We start from the raw sequence: 14,580 nt of genomic DNA, 5'->3' as shown, positions 1-14,580 counted from the left end.
GGGTGGCCTACGTGACCACCTGTGCGCCCACACGGCCAAGGTGGTCATCCACTGTGGCGGTTTGCGCGGGGGGCAGTTTTTGATGGCGCGGGTACTGGGGCGCGTGGCGGTCATCCAAGACGGGGGTGTCCCATCCGTCGGTGGTGTCAAAAAACCGCGCTACCCCGGCGCTCCCGAACACATCATGAAACCCCTGCACAACCACATCAAGATAGCTAAGCAAAATCACTTGCGTGCTGCGCGGGTGCATGGTTTCGGGTGGCACAGCATAGACCGCAATATCAGGCGCGCCGGGGTGGGCGTGGTCAACGTGGCCGTCAACGGGCACACGGGCATATCCGGTCTCGCGGGTGTCCAATGCGACCCAATCGGCGCCGGGTACCGCGGCAATCAACCCGTCGATTTTATGGCCGGGGCTGGGCACACCCGTCAACAACACGCTGCCTGCCCGTTCTGTCGCCACCCAAGCGCGCCGCCAGCCGTTTAACGTCGCAGGATGCGGGTCCGGGTAGGTGTGGCTGCGGGTGTTCACAAGGCTGCCGTAGCCGAAAAAATAGGGGTCGCTCATTGTTTGTCCTGCCAAAATTTTAGCACACTCAAACATTATGGCGAAGTGGGCACAAGACGTCTTGACCTCGTCGCGCAGGCTGGCATACCGTCGCGCACATTCCCGCCCGGGAGAACTGGCCGCAAGGCTGGTGCCGAAGGAGCAACCGCCCCGGAAACTCTCAGGCCACCGGACCGCGCGGGATACCAGAACTCTGGAGAGAGGTGCCGCGTGGCATCCGCCGAAGGGATAACGATCTCAGGCGAAAAGACAGAGGGGGCATCTTGGGCGCGCTGGTGGCGCGTATCTGATGCCGGTGGGGTGCTTTGGTCCTATTCGGTTTTAAAGGAGAGGCCGAATGGCAGAATTGGCGATAACCCCCCTGCATGACCTTCATGTGGAATTGGGCGGGAAAATGGTACCCTTTGCTGGCTATTCCATGCCGGTGCAATACCCGATGGGCGTGCTCAAGGAACACCTGCACACGCGCACGGCGGCGGGGCTGTTTGATGTCAGCCATATGGGGCAGGTGGTTTTGTCCGGGCCCTCGTGGGATGCGGTTGCGCAGGCGTTTGAAGGCTTGGTGCCGATGGATGTGTTGGGGTTGGCCGATGGGCGGCAACGCTATGGGCTATTCACCAATGACGCAGGCGGTATCGAAGACGATCTGATGTTTGCCCGCCGGGGCGACGACCTGTTTGTGGTGGTGAATGCGGCCTGCAAGGCGGCGGATATCGCCCATATGCGTGCGTCTTTGCCTGCGGACATCACCGTCACAGAATTGACAGACCGCGCGTTGATCGCCCTGCAGGGGCCGGGTGCGGCGGCAGTGATCAGCGATATGGATGCGCAGGCGCGCGACATGCGGTTCATGGATGTGGCCGACCTGAACCTGGGCGGCCATGCGGTATGGGCGTCGCGGTCGGGGTACACCGGCGAAGACGGGTACGAGATTTCCGTGGCCGCAGACGAGGCCGAAACGTTGGTGCGCGCGCTGCTGGACCGGCGCGGCGTTGCGCCCATTGGGTTGGGCGCGCGCGATTCGCTGCGCCTAGAAGCCGGCCTGTGCCTGTATGGGCATGACATCGACGCGGACACCGGCCCCGTCGAGGGCGGGCTGAATTGGGCGGTGCAGAAAGTGCGGCGCGCAGGCGGGGCACGGGCTGGCGGGTTTCCTGGCGCGGCCGTGGTGTTGGAAACCTTCACTGCGGGGGTCACCCGCAAACGCGTCGGCCTAAAGCCGGAAGGCCGCGCACCGATGCGCGAAGGCGTGGTGTTGTTCGATGCGCCCGAAGGCGGCGCGCAGATTGGCCGCGTCACGTCGGGCGGGTTCGGGCCGTCGGTCGAAGGGCCGGTTGCCATGGGATATGTCGCGACCGAACACGCACCCGTTGGCACACCGCTGTGGGGCGAGGTGCGCGGCAAACGCTTGCCCGTTGCGGTGGTGGCGTTGCCCTTTGTGGCCGCCAATTTCAAAAGATGATCAAACAGGAGAAAACCAGATGAAATTCACCGAAGAGCACGAATGGCTGCGCGAAGAGGACGGCGTTATGGTCGTAGGCATCACCATCCACGCCGCCGAACAGCTGGGCGATGTGGTGTTTGTTGAACTGCCCGACGAAGGCACGACCGTCAGCAAAGATGACGAAGTAGTCGTGATCGAAAGCGTCAAGGCCGCGAGCGATATTCTGGCCCCGGTTGACGGCGAAATCGTCGAAGTGAACAGCGCGTTGGCCGATAACCCAAGCGCCGTAAACGAGGACCCGCAGGGCGAGGCGTGGTTTTTCAAGATGCGCGTCAGCGATGCCAGCCAGATGGACGAATTCATGGATGAAGCGGGCTATCAAAAGTTCATTTCCTAGACGCCTGACGTCGTTTGGACATGTGACTGTTTAAATAGGATCAAGCGCGGACCGCGCGGGAGAAATTGAGCAATGGTGTATAAACCAACCGAATATTTGCCGTATGATTTTGCCAATCGGCGCCACATTGGGCCGTCTCCGGTGGAAATGACCGAGATGCTGCGCGTTGTGGGGGCGGACACGATCGAAGGGTTGATCGACGACACCGTGCCAGCGGCCATTCGTCAGGCAGAGCCGTTGGATTTTGGCCGCGCCATGTCCGAACGCGAGGTGCTGGAGCACATGCGCAAAGTGGGCGCCAAAAACAAGGTGCTGACCTCGTTGATTGGGCAGGGGTATCACGGCACGGTCACACCGCCCGCGATCCAGCGTAATATCTTGGAAAACCCTGCGTGGTACACGGCTTATACGCCCTACCAGCCTGAAATTTCGCAGGGCCGGCTTGAGGCGCTGTTGAATTTCCAAACGATGGTCACCGATTTGACCGGGCTGGAAATCGCCAATGCGTCGTTGCTGGACGAAGCCACCGCCTGCGCCGAGGCGATGACCATGGCGCAGCGCGTCGCCAAATCCAAGGCGCGCGCGTTCTTTGTGGACCGCGATTGCCATCCGCAAAACATCGCCGTGATGCGCACGCGGGCGGCGCCTTTGGGCATCGAATTGATTATCGGCAACCCGGCCAAGATGGACGCAAGTGCGGTGTTTGGGGCGATCTTTCAGTACCCCGGTACCTACGGTCATGTGAATGATTTCACCGACCACATGACGGCCCTGCATGAACACGGCGCCATTGGTGTGGTATCGGCGGATCCGCTGGCGCTGACGCTGCTGAAAGAGCCCGGTGCGATGGGTGCTGATATCGCCGTTGGGTCGACCCAACGGTTTGGTGTGCCCGAAGGGTATGGCGGGCCCCATGCGGCCTATATGGCGTGCCGCGACGCTTATAAACGCGCGATGCCGGGGCGGATTGTCGGTGTTTCCATCGACAGCAATGGCAACCGTGCGTACCGCCTATCGTTGCAAACCCGCGAACAACATATTCGCCGCGAAAAAGCCACGTCGAACGTATGTACAGCGCAGGCATTATTGGCGGTTATGGCGTCGATGTATGCGGTGTTCCATGGGCCCGAGGGGTTGAAAGCCATCGCGCAACGGATCCACCGTAAAACGGTGCGTCTGGCCAAAGGGCTGGAAGATGCCGGGTTCAAGGTGGACCCAAAGGCCTGTTTTGACACGATTACCGTGGATGTCGGCCCGTTGCAGGCAGCGGTGATGAAATCTGCGGTGGACGAGGGCATCAACCTGCGCGCCGTTGGCGAGACCCGCGTCGGGATCACGATGGACGAACGGTGCAAACCGGCCACCCTCGAGGCCGTCTGGCGGGCCTTTGGCATTGACCGCCAAGATGTTGATTTTGCGCCCGAATACCGCGTCCCTGAAAAGATGCTGCGCACGTCCGATTACCTGACGCACCCGATTTTCCACATGAACCGCGCCGAAACCGAAATGATGCGGTACATGCGGCGTCTGGCAGACCGTGATCTGGCGCTAGATCGCGCGATGATCCCGCTGGGTTCGTGCACGATGAAGCTGAATTCGGCCGCAGAAATGATGCCCGTCAGTTGGCGTGAATTTTCCCTGCTGCACCCCTATGCACCCGCCGACCAAGCGCTGGGGTATGCCGAACTGATCGACGATCTTAACGCGAAGCTTTGCGATATCACCGGGTATGATGCGATCTCTATGCAGCCTAATTCGGGCGCGCAGGGCGAATACGCGGGGTTGTTGACAATCGCGAGCTATCACGCGGCGCAAGGGCAGGGGCATCGCAACATCTGTCTCATTCCGATGAGCGCACATGGCACCAACCCGGCGTCGGCGCAGATGGTCGGCTGGAAAGTCGTGGTGGTGAAAACCGCGCCCAACGGCGATATCGATCTGGATGATTTCCGTGCCAAAGCGGAAAAACACTCCGACAATCTGGCGGGGTGCATGATCACCTACCCATCGACCCACGGTGTCTTCGAAGAAACGGTCATGGACGTCACCCAGATCACCCATGATCATGGCGGTCAGGTCTATATTGATGGGGCCAATATGAACGCGATGGTCGGCCTGAGCCGTCCGGGGGATCTGGGCGGGGATGTCAGCCACCTGAACCTGCACAAGACCTTTTGCATCCCGCATGGTGGTGGTGGGCCCGGCATGGGGCCGATTGGCGTCAAGGCGCATTTGGTGGCGCATTTGCCCGGTTCGCCCGTTACGGGTGACGGTGCGGTGTCGGCGGCGCCCTTTGGGTCACCGTCCTTGTTGCCAATCAGTTGGGCCTATTGCCTGATGATGGGCGGCGACGGGCTGACACAGGCGACCCGCGTGGCGATTTTGAACGCCAACTACATCGCGCGGCGTTTGGAGGGCGCGTTTGAGGTGCTGTACAAAGGGCCCACCGGACGTGTCGCCCATGAGTGCATCGTTGATGTGCGCCCCTTTGCCGACAGCGCCGGTGTGACGGTTGACGACATCGCCAAACGGTTGATCGACTGCGGGTTCCACGCGCCCACAATGAGCTGGCCTGTGGCGGGCACCTTGATGGTGGAGCCGACAGAAAGCGAAACCAAGGCCGAGCTGGACCGGTTTTGCGATGCGATGCTGGCGATCCGGGCTGAAATTGCCCAGATCGAGAGCGGCGCGATGGATGCAGATAACAATCCGCTCAAGAATGCGCCGCACACGGTTGAGGATCTGGTTGGTGACTGGGACAGACCCTATGCGCGCGATACCGGGTGTTTCCCGCCCGGTGCCTTCCGGGTTGATAAATACTGGCCACCGGTGAACCGGGTCGACAATGTCTATGGGGACCGCCATCTGGTGTGCACCTGCCCGCCGATGGAAGATTACGCCGAGGCGGCGGAATAGGCTGAGCCTGCGAAAAACGGGGAGAGATTGTTCCAACCTCTCCCCGATCAAGACGCATATCTGCGTCTTTGCGATGCGGTCATCGGTATCCCGCCCGGCCCGCGCAGCCGTTAAACCCTACAGGGGTTAAGGTACCCTTTCTGTTTGTGGCAAAACACTGGCTTTTTTGCGGCGCGGTGATTTATTCCCGTGCGCGCAACACCTGCGCCGGTGTTGCGTTCAGCGGCCCCCATGCAAAAAACAGCCCAGCGATCAGCGTGGCGAAAATACCCCCCGCCACAATGGACAACGCCGAAGGCCAGATCACGGTGAAATCGGTTTCCATGATGAAATGGCTGACGGCCCATCCTCCGGTGATCCCGGCGGCCAGTGCAACCACCCCGGCGCACAGGCCCAACACCGCTGAGCGTAGCGCAAAGCTGATCAGGATGCTGCGCCGCGATGCGCCCAGTGTTTTCAACACGGCGGCTTCAAAGACACGCGCATCGGTCCCGGCAGCGGCCGCCCCGATGAGGACCAAAAACCCCGTTAGGAGCGTCGCGCCAGCACCGTAAGACGTGGCCGTGGCGATCCCAGCCAGAACGTCCGCGACACGGTCGATTGCATCGCGCACGCGGATCGCGGTGATGTTGGGGTATGCCCCGGCCAAATCGCGCAAGATCTGCGCTTCTGCGGCTTCTTGGGCATAGACAGTCGAGATGAAGCTATGGGGCGCGCCGGACAGTGCGGCGGGGTTCATTGTCAGGACGAACCCGATGCCCGCGGATGAAAAATCGACCTCGCGGAAATTGGCGATGGTTCCGGTGATGTCGCGCCCCAATATGTTGACGGTCATTGTGTCGCCGATGGACAGGCCCATCTCGGTGGCTTCTTCGGTGGCAAAGCTGATCAGGGGGGGGCCGGTGTAATCGCGGGGCCACCACTCTCCGGCGGTGATGTCTGCCTCGGGGGGCATGACATCGGTGTAGGTCACGCCCCGGTCGCCACGCAGCACCCAATGGTTGCCCGCAAAATCGCGCGCGGGTTGGCCGTTGATACGGGTGATGACGCCGCGCAGCATGGGCGCGGATTGCACGCGTTCTACGGCGGGGTCATCCGACAACCGGGCCATGAACCCATCCATCTGGTCTTTTTGGATGTCGACAAAGAAATAAGACGGTGCGACCTCGGGCAGGTTGCCGGTGATGGCGTTGCGCAGGTTGCCATCGATCTGGCCAACGGCGGCAAGGACCGACAGCCCCAGCCCCAGCGACAACACCACAGACCCAGCCCCTTCGCGCGGGCCAGAGATCGCGGCAAGCGCCCACCGCAACCGTGGATACCCGCGGCTGACGGCGGCACCGCGGCGCGACAGGGCGCGGATCAGCACGGCAGCACCACACAGCAGTAACAGCGCCCCCGCGATGCCCCCAGCCGTCCAGAGCGTCAGCCACCAGGTGCCGGAAAACCACCCGGCAAGGCCCAGCCATATTGCCAGGGCCGCGACCGTCATCGCCAGATAACGCGGCGCCGGCAGGGCCCGGCCACTGTGCAGCGCGTCACGAAATAACGCGGCGGGGCGGATGTCTTCGGCGCGGGCCAGAGGCCAGAGCGTGAACAAAAAGGCGGTCAGCACCCCGTAAAGCGCGGCCTCAATCAGCGGCGCGGGGTAGATGGCAAACGCCGTGGGGATGGGCAGGCGGTCTGCGATCAGCGGCGCGGCGACCACAGGGACCAACGCGCCCAACACCACACCCATTGCGATCCCGCACAATGACAATGCCCCGATTTGCAAGAAATAGGTCTGAAAGATCACGCGGCGGGTGGCGCCCAGCGTGCGCAACGTTGCGATGACGCTGGTTTTGCCCGCAAGGTACGCGCGTACAGCAGACGACACGCCAACCCCGCCGACGGCCAGCCCAGACAGGCCAACCAGCACCAGAAACGCGCCGAGACGTTCGACAAATCGTGCGGTGCGGGGCGCGCCATTGCGGGCGTCTCGCCAACGCAGGCCATCGTCTGCAAAGCGCGCGCGCGCTTCGGTTTCGAGGGCGGCCAGATCGGTGTCAGGGGGCAGGTCGAGCCGGTATTTCGTGGAAAACAGCGTACCTGTGGCGATCAGTTGCGACCCTGCAAGCCCTTCGGTGGTGACGATGGTGCGGGGCCCCAAGGTGAGCCCACCGCCCGTGCTGTCGGGTTCGCGGGTCAGCTCGGCGGCAAGGTGAAAGAGTTGCGTGCCCAGTCGGAAGGTATCACCAAGCTCTAGCCCCAGTCGGTCAATCAAGACCCGTTCCATGACGGCGCCGGGCAGGCCGTTTTCGCGGGCCAAGGCACGGTCGAGCGGGATATCGGGTGTCAACACCACCTGTCCGATCAACGGATAGACGGTGTCGACGGCTTTGACCTGGGTCAGCCCACGTTGGGCGGTGTCGCCGGTGCCCACCACGGCCATGGACCGGAAATCGACGACTTCCGAGACGGTTGTGGCGACGCGGCGCATCCAAGCGCGTTCAGCGTTGTTGGCGTAACGGTAGGTGAAATCCATCTCGGCGTCGCCGCCCAGAAGGGCAGCACCCTCGCGCGCGAGGCCTGCTTCGATGCCGGAACGGACGGATCCGACAGCAGCAATTGCGGCGACCCCAAGGGCGAGGCAGGCCAGAAAAATGCGAAATCCCCGTATCCCTCCGCGTAGTTCGCGGCGGGCAAAACGGGCGGCAAGGGCAAGGCTCATTCTGCGGCGCGCTCCAATGGGGCGATGCGCCCGTCGGCTAGGCGGATCACCCGGTCGCACTGCGCCGCGAGGCTTTGGCTGTGAGTGACCAAGACCAACGTCGCGCCGTGACGGTCACGCAGCCCGAACAGCAAGTCGATGATCGCGGCCCCATTGACCCCATCAAGATTGCCCGTGGGTTCATCGGCCAGCAAAATATCGGGGCGCGGTGCACAGGCGCGGGCCAGCGCCACGCGCTGTTGTTCGCCGCCTGACATTTGCGATGGGTAGTGATCGGCGCGGTGGGCCAGCCCGACCACCGTCAGTTCTGCATGGGCCTTGGCGAATGCATCGGGGTCGCCTGCCAACTCCAGCGGCGTGGCCACGTTTTCTAGGGCGGTCATCGTGGGGATCAGGTGAAAGGATTGAAACACCACACCCATGTGATCCCGGCGAAACCGGGCCAGCGCGTCTTCGGACAGTTGCGTCAGGTCTTGCCCCATGGCCGTGACCCGCCCGCCTGTTGCGCGTTCCAGCCCGCCCATCACCATCAACAAAGATGATTTGCCTGACCCAGACGGCCCGATAAGGCCCAAGCTCTCGCCCTTGTGAACGTCAAGCGATATTCCATGCAGGATATCGACCCGCCCGGCATTGCCATCCAGCGACAGGGTGGCATCTTGAAGAGAGAAGATAGGGTTTGACATGGGCTTAACACCTTTCCGCGGTATACTTGTGGCATATGGAGATAGGATCAAGATGAACAAGATTGCGATCGCGTTAATGTTGACATGGCCTGTGGCGGTGCAGGCGGATGATGTGGTCATTGCGGCCATGGGCGACAGCCTGACACAAGGCTACGGCCTGATCGCGCCTGAGGGCTTTGTGCCGCAATTAGAGCAGTGGTTACAGGGCGAAGGTGTGGCGGCACGGGTGATCAATGCAGGGGTGTCGGGGGACACCACCGCGGGCGGGTTGAGCCGTGCCGCCTGGACACTGACGCCGGATGTTGATGCCATGATTGTGATCTTGGGGGGCAATGATGTGCTGCGGGGGATTGACCCGGGCACCAGCCGCGCGAACCTCGAAGGGATCTTGCAGGCCGCGCAGACGGCTGATGTTGACGTGCTATTGGTGGGGTTGGACGCGCCGGGTAACTACGGGCCGGACTACAAACAGACGTTTGACGCGATATACCCCGAGCTTGCGCAGGAATATGGCGCGCTATACGCCCCAGATTTTTTCGAAGGATTAGGGGCCACGGACGGCGATCTGGCGTCTGTGGCGGCCTATATGCAACCTGACGGGATCCACCCGAATGCGCGCGGTGTGATCCACATTGTCGACAGTTTGGGGCCGTATGTGCAAACGCTGGTGGCGCGCACGGCAGAGTGATCGCCCTTGATCTGGTATGAAAAACGGGCACCCACGCGCCCGTTTTCAGTATGCTGTAAAACCTTGTTCAGGCGAGCGTCAGATTGCCGGCGCTTTCGCGGCCATCGCGGCCTGCTTCGACGTCAAAGGTGACTTTTTGGTTGTCAGCGAGGCCCGTGAGCCCGGCGCGTTCAACTGCAGAGATATGGACAAAAATGTCCTTACCGCCGCCGTCTGGGGCAATAAACCCATAACCTTTTGTCGTGTTAAACCATTTCACGGTGCCAGATGCCATCCCCGTGTCTCCTGTCTTATGTTGCCCGCGGAATGCGGCAACTTGGCTCGGCCGAAAGCAGATCGAATGACTGGCCGGAAAGAGCCGTGGTCGATAGTTCGTCGCGTCGCATCTTCGATATTGGGCGAGGTTTTTGCAAAATCAAGTGAAATTCTAATGACAGCGCTTACGTTAACGCCATCGGCAGATTCCCGCCACACGTGTATTGATGGTGTTTTGCGTTCGAGTCCACGCGAACGATTTCTGAGGTCGCGACATGTGTGAGGTGGCCAAGTTGGATTGCGCCAACCGGACCACCTATGTGTACCCCACGGCGGATAAAACCCGCAGAATGTTGCGCCCGATCGCGCCCAGACGGTTCGCACTGATCACACAGCGGGCAGTTTAACAACGGCTTTGGCTGCCTTGGCGGCAATGTCGGCCTCTGCAATGGCACGGTCAGCACGATGTTCGGCCTCGCGCGCGGCTTGACGGGCTGTCGTTTCCGCGCGCAATTCGGCCTGTTGGTTCAAGAACGCGTCGGGGAATTCCGTACGGGCGTCTACGACAGATTTTGGCGTTGCGTCGCTTGGCGCCATGGTCGTTTGCCCGCGTTTTAATAACGACGCGACCTGCGCTCCGCCTGTCCCGGTCCCGTTGCCCGCGCCTTGGCCTGAATGGTCCGACGCCAGGTTGGTCCCGTTGCCTTTTGCCGCAGCACCGATGGGTTGATTGGCTTGTAAGCCGGCGATCAACCCGTCGTTTTGCGCCGCGCCCACAGGCTGTGGTGCATACGGTGCAATGAAAGAAATAGCACTCATCTGGAGCTCCAATGTTGTTCACATTTCGAAGCCACCACCCGAAACCATTAAAGCAATATGAATACTAACAGGATGTTAATGGAGCTTGGCGTTTTTAGGTATGGTTACTGAATGGTAAAAGCACCGGCGCTTTGGCAGGTGCGGGCCATCATTCCGGGGGTGGGGCAGGCGAACATGGGCATCTTTTGGGTTTTTTGGCGCGTAAGGCTGGATTTTGGACATTTGCGCCCCACGTGACACTACATTGCAACGGAGAGGTGAGCGACATGAGCAATATGGAAAGTCTTGAGGGCCAGTTGACAGAACAAGAACGACGGGCCCGCGTCACCCAAACCGCTTTGACGTCGATCCATGGCCAAGACCGCAGTCAGGAAGCCGCGGGGTACGCCTTAATGGCTGCTTTTGCCGGCTACGGTGATGGCGCGTTGGGGTCCGGTGGTTTCGGCAAGGTCAGCCACGCCGCCAAACTGTTTTGCATCTTGTTTGCCATGTTGGTGCCCAGCTTGCTGATTTGGCAAGTGATGCTCTGACATTGCGCAACGCCGACAAGGGTGTTGTCGGCCGCTGTGTTGCGCGCGATTTAGTTGGAAAATGGTCGTGTGTTCAACGTTGTGCCGCCATTGACGATGTCCAGTAGGATGTCGATGTTGGGGTGAGCGCCGGGACGGTTTTTGGCGTCTGACGTATGTTCGGCAAACACAGCTAGCCCGTGTGCCGCGGCAGTCGCGTCAATAGTACCGAAAATACCGTGAAGATACTGATAAACGGCGAGCGAGCCCTGCTTGCCGGGCAGGTTTTCGATGGACGCATGAACCGCGCCCGCCTGATCAACGAGGTCGATGCGGGTTAGGTCATCAATGGATGGCAGCTGCTGTAGGTTTTCTTTGAATGACGCCGTTGGTTTGATCATCACGAGGCTTTTTTGTTGGGTGAATTGCATCGCCGGACTAGCAGTTTTAATCGGCTGCCACCACCACGTGTTGGTCATCACGCAATATCACAAGCGTGGTTTTTACGGTGTCTGATCAGCCACGTTTGGGCGAGATACGTTCCATCACACTGTCGAAACGCGACCAGCTGATAGAGGCCTTGTTGCCCGCGGTGCCATGATAATGGGATTTCCCGGTTGAATTGGGTAGCCCCGCCCAAATTTCGGCCAGATTATTCATGAAAGCGTGACGGTCCAACGTGCCTGCGCGAAAATGATGTAGCCCGGCTTCGGCAAGAAGGATGTTGGCAAGCTTGTCTTGGATAGACGGGCTAAAGCGTTGATTTAGCGCCAAATCCGCTTTGATCATCAAACGACGCAAGGTTGGGGGGATGAACTGATAGCGCCCAATTGCATGGGGCTGGCCGGGGGTCTGTTCAATCCAGGTGAATATCTCGGCCAATGTCATTTGCGAGGGTTTGCGTTTTGGGCGAACGCGCGCGCCATGTTGAACGGCGTCGTACCCATGAGACCGCGATTCTGCCTCTTCGATCAGATCGTGTATCACCTGCACATCACGCCCGTGCAGCCCCAATAGCGGTTCGTTCGAAAAAATGGGCGCCACGGCGGGGCGGTCCGCGAACAACCCTTGCTCGCGGCTTACAAAGAGGCCGGAAAGGCTTGCGCGGGTTGTGTCGGTCTTGGAAAGAAACAAGCTTCCCGGGGTCGGATCGGCGTGGACCACAACCGCGGATGCCATCACCGCAGCTATGCAAAATTTAACTGTCATCAGCGCCTCGAAACGTCACAATTATCTGCAGTTTTCTGTCAAAAAAGTTGCAATTTTATTAGTTTTTATCCGTGCCCGTCGTCAGGGGCCCATTTTCGCGCGGCATTCGGGGCAGATGGCGCCGGGCATTGTGGGTGATGGGGCGATTCCACATGGTGTCAAAACACATGTAACTAATTGGGTTGCATTGGTTTGGTAACTGGCTAAGTTGCATGACGTCTAATGCAGATTCTGGAGCACCGAATGTCAAACACGCGCGCATCCGCTACCGGTTTTGCGGGGTTAACTGTGGCGGACCCCGCGATGTTGCCATGGTGTTTGGGGCAAGGGGCATGACGTTGATGCGTGAGGTGGTCAAAAACGCGGCCGTGGGCGTTGCCATCGCGGATAAACCTGACGATTTGGCCGCCATCAAAACACCCGGTTGTGCTGCAGCGATCTGGCGCAGGCCAGTTGAGCCGGGTTTCCAAACGTGGTTGGATGCGCTCCGCCCTGACCGGTTGCCGCACGGGCGCATTGCCATGCGTCACAAGGCGGTGCGAGGCGCGGTTGAGCGGCTTTGCGACCTTGCCAACACGCCTAAATCTGCGGAACGTACGTATCTTATCAATGACATAGCGGCTTTGGCCAACCTGTTTGAAGGTCTGATGCCATCGGGGCATGTGCGGTTGCGGCTGGAGCCGGTGAGATCAAATGCCTGCCGCAAGTTTCATATCGATGCGCTCACTGCACGCCTGATCTGCACGTACCGTGGGACGGGCACGCAATATGGTATCTCCACAGATGGGTTGGATCCGGCGCGGGTGTTCACGGTCCCGACGGGGTCGCCGGTGGTGTTGCGCGGTACGCTTTGGCCGGAAACCCCGCGTTCTGGTTTGTTGCACCGGTCTCCGCCTATTGAGGGGACCGATGAGACCCGGCTGGTCTTGGTTCTGGATCCGGTCTTTGACCCGGAGGATATGACATGATCCGCAATCTAGGGGCGACAGGCCTGCGCCGCAAACGGCGGTCGGGGGACCCGATGCAAAGCTATGATGCCCTACCGGAACCGCTGCGAAACTGGTTGTCTCAGGCGGCATTGCCGTGGTCGCCGATATCTGCCCAACGCATTTGGAAACGCGCCAATGCGAACGGCCGCACCGTACAAGAGGCGTTGCACGCCCTATCGCGCGCCGAAGAGCAGACCTTGGCGCGCGAACGGCAGTCGTTTTCCCAAATTGAGACGCTTTAACGGCATCGCGTCTTCTGAGGCTTTTGGTTTGACGGTGGTTGTTTCCATCGCATAGACCCTTTTAAATGGCACATCTTCCGATCTTGTGGACCTTCCGCCGCTGCCCTTACGCGATCAGGGCGCGCCTTGCAGTGGCGTGTGCGGGCCTCACCGTCGAGGTGCGGGAAATCCTGTTGCGGGACAAACCACCTGCGTTTTTGCAAACATCCACGTCGGGCACGGTGCCCGCCCTTCGGTTGGACCACCACGTTATAGATGAAAGCCTGGACATCATGATCTGGGCGCTTGAACAAAACGACCCGCTGCACCTGTTGCGCATGCCCGACGCAGGTTGGAGATTGATTGAGGCAAACGATGGGCCGTTCAAAACCGCGCTGGACCACACAAAATATAACGCACGGTACCCGCATCTGGACCGCACGGCAGAACGCAGCGCAGCGGCCGACCACCTGCTGCGGTTAGAGGTGCGTTTGGCGGGCCACCTTTGGCTATTCGGAGACCACCCCACGTTGGCCGATTACGCGGTGTTGCCCTTCGTGCGGCAGTTTGCGTTTGTCGATAGGGTGTGGTTCGACGCGCAGCCTTGGCCGGGCGTGATTGCTTGGCTGGACAGGTTTTTGGGCAGCGACCCTTTTGCGCAGGTCATGCATAAATACGTTCCTTGGGCGGACGGCGATGCCCCGGTTCTGTTCAACGCCTAAGCGGATATGGCGCGGCAGTAGCGACTAATTTTTAAGCGGCAGCTATGCGCGGGGACGAGGTACCGGCGCATCTGGCAGTCACGAAAATCGTCGAGTTTTTGTAGGGCGGTGATCGTGTTGTGATGCCTGGGGCGGTGCATGAAACCGCTGCACCCCCATGTGGCCTCGCAGTTTTCCTATTGTTTTGGTCATGTTTATATGCCGCTGGGCGCGTTGAAAACATATTTAAATCAATGTGCTATGTGTATCTCGGATTGTGCCGATATGCGTGTTCTTCCAGCCCACGTTAAAGTTTAGCCCGCTGTGGTCAAGGCGATCCAGCCCCCGGCATGCGGGTGATAACGGGGGCGCACCACCGCGATTGCGGCGTCGATACTTGCACATGGCCGTGCATTTTCTTTCATAGCGGTTTGCGGGCGCTCTGGCTCTGTTCGGGGCCGACAGGTC

General features: G+C 60.3%; 15 protein-coding genes and 1 riboswitch. Of the genes, 8 read left to right on the top strand and 7 right to left on the bottom strand.

The genetic code is table 11. The features are described from left to right. Positions 1-7: 7 nt before the first annotated feature. Complete coding sequence (locus tag ABJH13_RS10440; protein WP_348406153.1) at positions 8-568, bottom strand: gamma-glutamylcyclotransferase family protein; 561 nt, start codon at positions 566-568, stop codon at positions 8-10. Positions 569-665: 97 nt separating this feature from the next. Then, positions 666-754: riboswitch (glycine riboswitch) on the top strand. A gap of 151 nt (positions 755-905) precedes the next feature. On the opposite strand from ABJH13_RS10440, the gene gcvT reads away from it, so the two are divergent. From gcvT to gcvP, 3 genes are all read left to right on the top strand, one after another. Continuing rightward, entirely contained in the window at positions 906-2,030 is a 1,125-nt protein-coding gene (gene gcvT / locus ABJH13_RS10435; RefSeq protein WP_348406152.1) for a glycine cleavage system aminomethyltransferase GcvT, read from the top strand. Positions 2,031-2,049: 19 nt separating this feature from the next. Then, on the top strand, positions 2,050-2,409 hold the full coding sequence (gene gcvH / locus ABJH13_RS10430; protein WP_348406151.1) for a glycine cleavage system protein GcvH: 360 nt from the start codon (positions 2,050-2,052) through the stop codon (positions 2,407-2,409). Between the two features lie 72 nt (positions 2,410-2,481). Beyond that, positions 2,482-5,325 (top strand): aminomethyl-transferring glycine dehydrogenase, encoded by a 2,844-nt coding sequence (gene gcvP, locus ABJH13_RS10425; RefSeq protein WP_348406150.1) that lies wholly within the window; start codon positions 2,482-2,484, stop codon positions 5,323-5,325. 181 nt (positions 5,326-5,506) lie between these two features. Here gcvP and ABJH13_RS10420 read toward each other — a convergent pair whose 3' ends face one another. Next, positions 5,507-8,035, bottom strand: a complete 2,529-nt coding sequence (locus ABJH13_RS10420; RefSeq protein WP_348406149.1) for an FtsX-like permease family protein — start codon at positions 8,033-8,035, stop codon at positions 5,507-5,509. After that, positions 8,032-8,721, bottom strand: a complete 690-nt coding sequence (locus ABJH13_RS10415) for an ABC transporter ATP-binding protein (protein WP_348406148.1) — start codon at positions 8,719-8,721, stop codon at positions 8,032-8,034. Before ABJH13_RS10415 ends, ABJH13_RS10420 begins: the two co-directional genes overlap by 4 nt. A gap of 52 nt (positions 8,722-8,773) precedes the next feature. Here ABJH13_RS10415 and ABJH13_RS10410 point away from each other — a divergent pair, with 52 nt between their 5' ends. Then, a complete protein-coding gene (locus tag ABJH13_RS10410) occupies positions 8,774-9,409 on the top strand; it encodes an arylesterase (protein WP_348406147.1) in 636 nt (211 codons plus the stop codon). A 67-nt stretch (positions 9,410-9,476) separates the two neighbouring features. On the opposite strand, the gene ABJH13_RS10405 is transcribed toward ABJH13_RS10410, so the two are convergent. Together ABJH13_RS10405 and ABJH13_RS10400 are read right to left on the bottom strand one after the other, a co-directional pair. Continuing rightward, complete coding sequence (locus tag ABJH13_RS10405) at positions 9,477-9,683, bottom strand: cold-shock protein (RefSeq protein WP_348406146.1); 207 nt, start codon at positions 9,681-9,683, stop codon at positions 9,477-9,479. A gap of 368 nt (positions 9,684-10,051) precedes the next feature. After that, the gene (locus ABJH13_RS10400) at positions 10,052-10,483 is read right to left on the bottom strand and encodes a hypothetical protein (RefSeq protein WP_348406145.1); all 432 of its coding nucleotides are present in this window, start codon (positions 10,481-10,483) and stop codon (positions 10,052-10,054) included. A gap of 266 nt (positions 10,484-10,749) precedes the next feature. On the opposite strand from ABJH13_RS10400, the gene ABJH13_RS10395 reads away from it, so the two are divergent. Beyond that, positions 10,750-11,013, top strand: coding sequence for a hypothetical protein (locus ABJH13_RS10395; protein WP_348406144.1), 264 nt, complete (start codon positions 10,750-10,752; stop codon positions 11,011-11,013). Between the two features lie 50 nt (positions 11,014-11,063). Here the strand turns inward: ABJH13_RS10395 and ABJH13_RS10390 are convergent, their stop codons facing one another. Next, positions 11,064-11,393: a DUF2322 family protein gene (locus ABJH13_RS10390; RefSeq protein ID WP_348406143.1), complete on the bottom strand. Its 330-nt coding sequence runs from the start codon at positions 11,391-11,393 to the stop codon at positions 11,064-11,066. Positions 11,394-11,508: 115 nt separating this feature from the next. Beyond that, the gene (locus tag ABJH13_RS10385; RefSeq protein WP_348406142.1) at positions 11,509-12,201 is read right to left on the bottom strand and encodes a hypothetical protein; all 693 of its coding nucleotides are present in this window, start codon (positions 12,199-12,201) and stop codon (positions 11,509-11,511) included. Positions 12,202-12,533: 332 nt separating this feature from the next. Here ABJH13_RS10385 and ABJH13_RS10380 point away from each other — a divergent pair, with 332 nt between their 5' ends. The 3 genes from ABJH13_RS10380 to ABJH13_RS10370 all read left to right on the top strand — a co-directional run bounded on the left by ABJH13_RS10380 (position 12,534) and on the right by ABJH13_RS10370 (position 14,133). Next, positions 12,534-13,169: a DUF1826 domain-containing protein gene (locus ABJH13_RS10380; RefSeq protein WP_348406141.1), complete on the top strand. Its 636-nt coding sequence runs from the start codon at positions 12,534-12,536 to the stop codon at positions 13,167-13,169. Then, on the top strand, positions 13,166-13,432 hold the full coding sequence (locus tag ABJH13_RS10375) for a DUF6525 family protein (protein WP_348406140.1): 267 nt from the start codon (positions 13,166-13,168) through the stop codon (positions 13,430-13,432). The genes ABJH13_RS10380 and ABJH13_RS10375 overlap by 4 nt, the downstream gene beginning before the upstream one ends. Positions 13,433-13,497: 65 nt before the next feature. Then, a complete protein-coding gene (locus ABJH13_RS10370) occupies positions 13,498-14,133 on the top strand; it encodes a glutathione S-transferase (protein ID WP_348406139.1) in 636 nt (211 codons plus the stop codon). Positions 14,134-14,580 lie beyond the last annotated feature (447 nt).

It is taken from the genome of Roseobacter sp., assembly GCF_039970775.1.
Classification (GTDB): domain Bacteria; phylum Pseudomonadota; class Alphaproteobacteria; order Rhodobacterales; family Rhodobacteraceae; genus Roseobacter.
Note: the sequence above shows the minus strand (reverse complement) of the source record. Positions and strands in the feature narration are given on the sequence as shown.

Excerpts from the sequence above, each read along its gene's own strand:
- ABJH13_RS10440 (WP_348406153.1), bottom strand. The coding sequence starts at position 568 with ATGAGCGACCCCTATTTTTTCGGCTACGGCAGCCTTGTGAACACCCGC.
- gcvT (WP_348406152.1), top strand. The coding sequence starts at position 906 with ATGGCAGAATTGGCGATAACCCCCCTGCATGACCTTCATGTGGAATTG.
- gcvH (WP_348406151.1), top strand. The coding sequence starts at position 2,050 with ATGAAATTCACCGAAGAGCACGAATGGCTGCGCGAAGAGGACGGCGTT.
- gcvP (WP_348406150.1), top strand. The coding sequence starts at position 2,482 with ATGGTGTATAAACCAACCGAATATTTGCCGTATGATTTTGCCAATCGG.
- ABJH13_RS10420 (WP_348406149.1), bottom strand. The coding sequence starts at position 8,035 with ATGAGCCTTGCCCTTGCCGCCCGTTTTGCCCGCCGCGAACTACGCGGA.
- ABJH13_RS10415 (WP_348406148.1), bottom strand. The coding sequence starts at position 8,721 with ATGTCAAACCCTATCTTCTCTCTTCAAGATGCCACCCTGTCGCTGGAT.
- ABJH13_RS10410 (WP_348406147.1), top strand. The coding sequence starts at position 8,774 with ATGAACAAGATTGCGATCGCGTTAATGTTGACATGGCCTGTGGCGGTG.
- ABJH13_RS10405 (WP_348406146.1), bottom strand. The coding sequence starts at position 9,683 with ATGGCATCTGGCACCGTGAAATGGTTTAACACGACAAAAGGTTATGGG.
- ABJH13_RS10400 (WP_348406145.1), bottom strand. The coding sequence starts at position 10,483 with ATGAGTGCTATTTCTTTCATTGCACCGTATGCACCACAGCCTGTGGGC.
- ABJH13_RS10395 (WP_348406144.1), top strand. The coding sequence starts at position 10,750 with ATGAGCAATATGGAAAGTCTTGAGGGCCAGTTGACAGAACAAGAACGA.
- ABJH13_RS10390 (WP_348406143.1), bottom strand. The coding sequence starts at position 11,393 with ATGATCAAACCAACGGCGTCATTCAAAGAAAACCTACAGCAGCTGCCA.
- ABJH13_RS10385 (WP_348406142.1), bottom strand. The coding sequence starts at position 12,201 with ATGACAGTTAAATTTTGCATAGCTGCGGTGATGGCATCCGCGGTTGTG.
- ABJH13_RS10380 (WP_348406141.1), top strand. The coding sequence starts at position 12,534 with ATGACGTTGATGCGTGAGGTGGTCAAAAACGCGGCCGTGGGCGTTGCC.
- ABJH13_RS10375 (WP_348406140.1), top strand. The coding sequence starts at position 13,166 with ATGATCCGCAATCTAGGGGCGACAGGCCTGCGCCGCAAACGGCGGTCG.
- ABJH13_RS10370 (WP_348406139.1), top strand. The coding sequence starts at position 13,498 with ATGGCACATCTTCCGATCTTGTGGACCTTCCGCCGCTGCCCTTACGCG.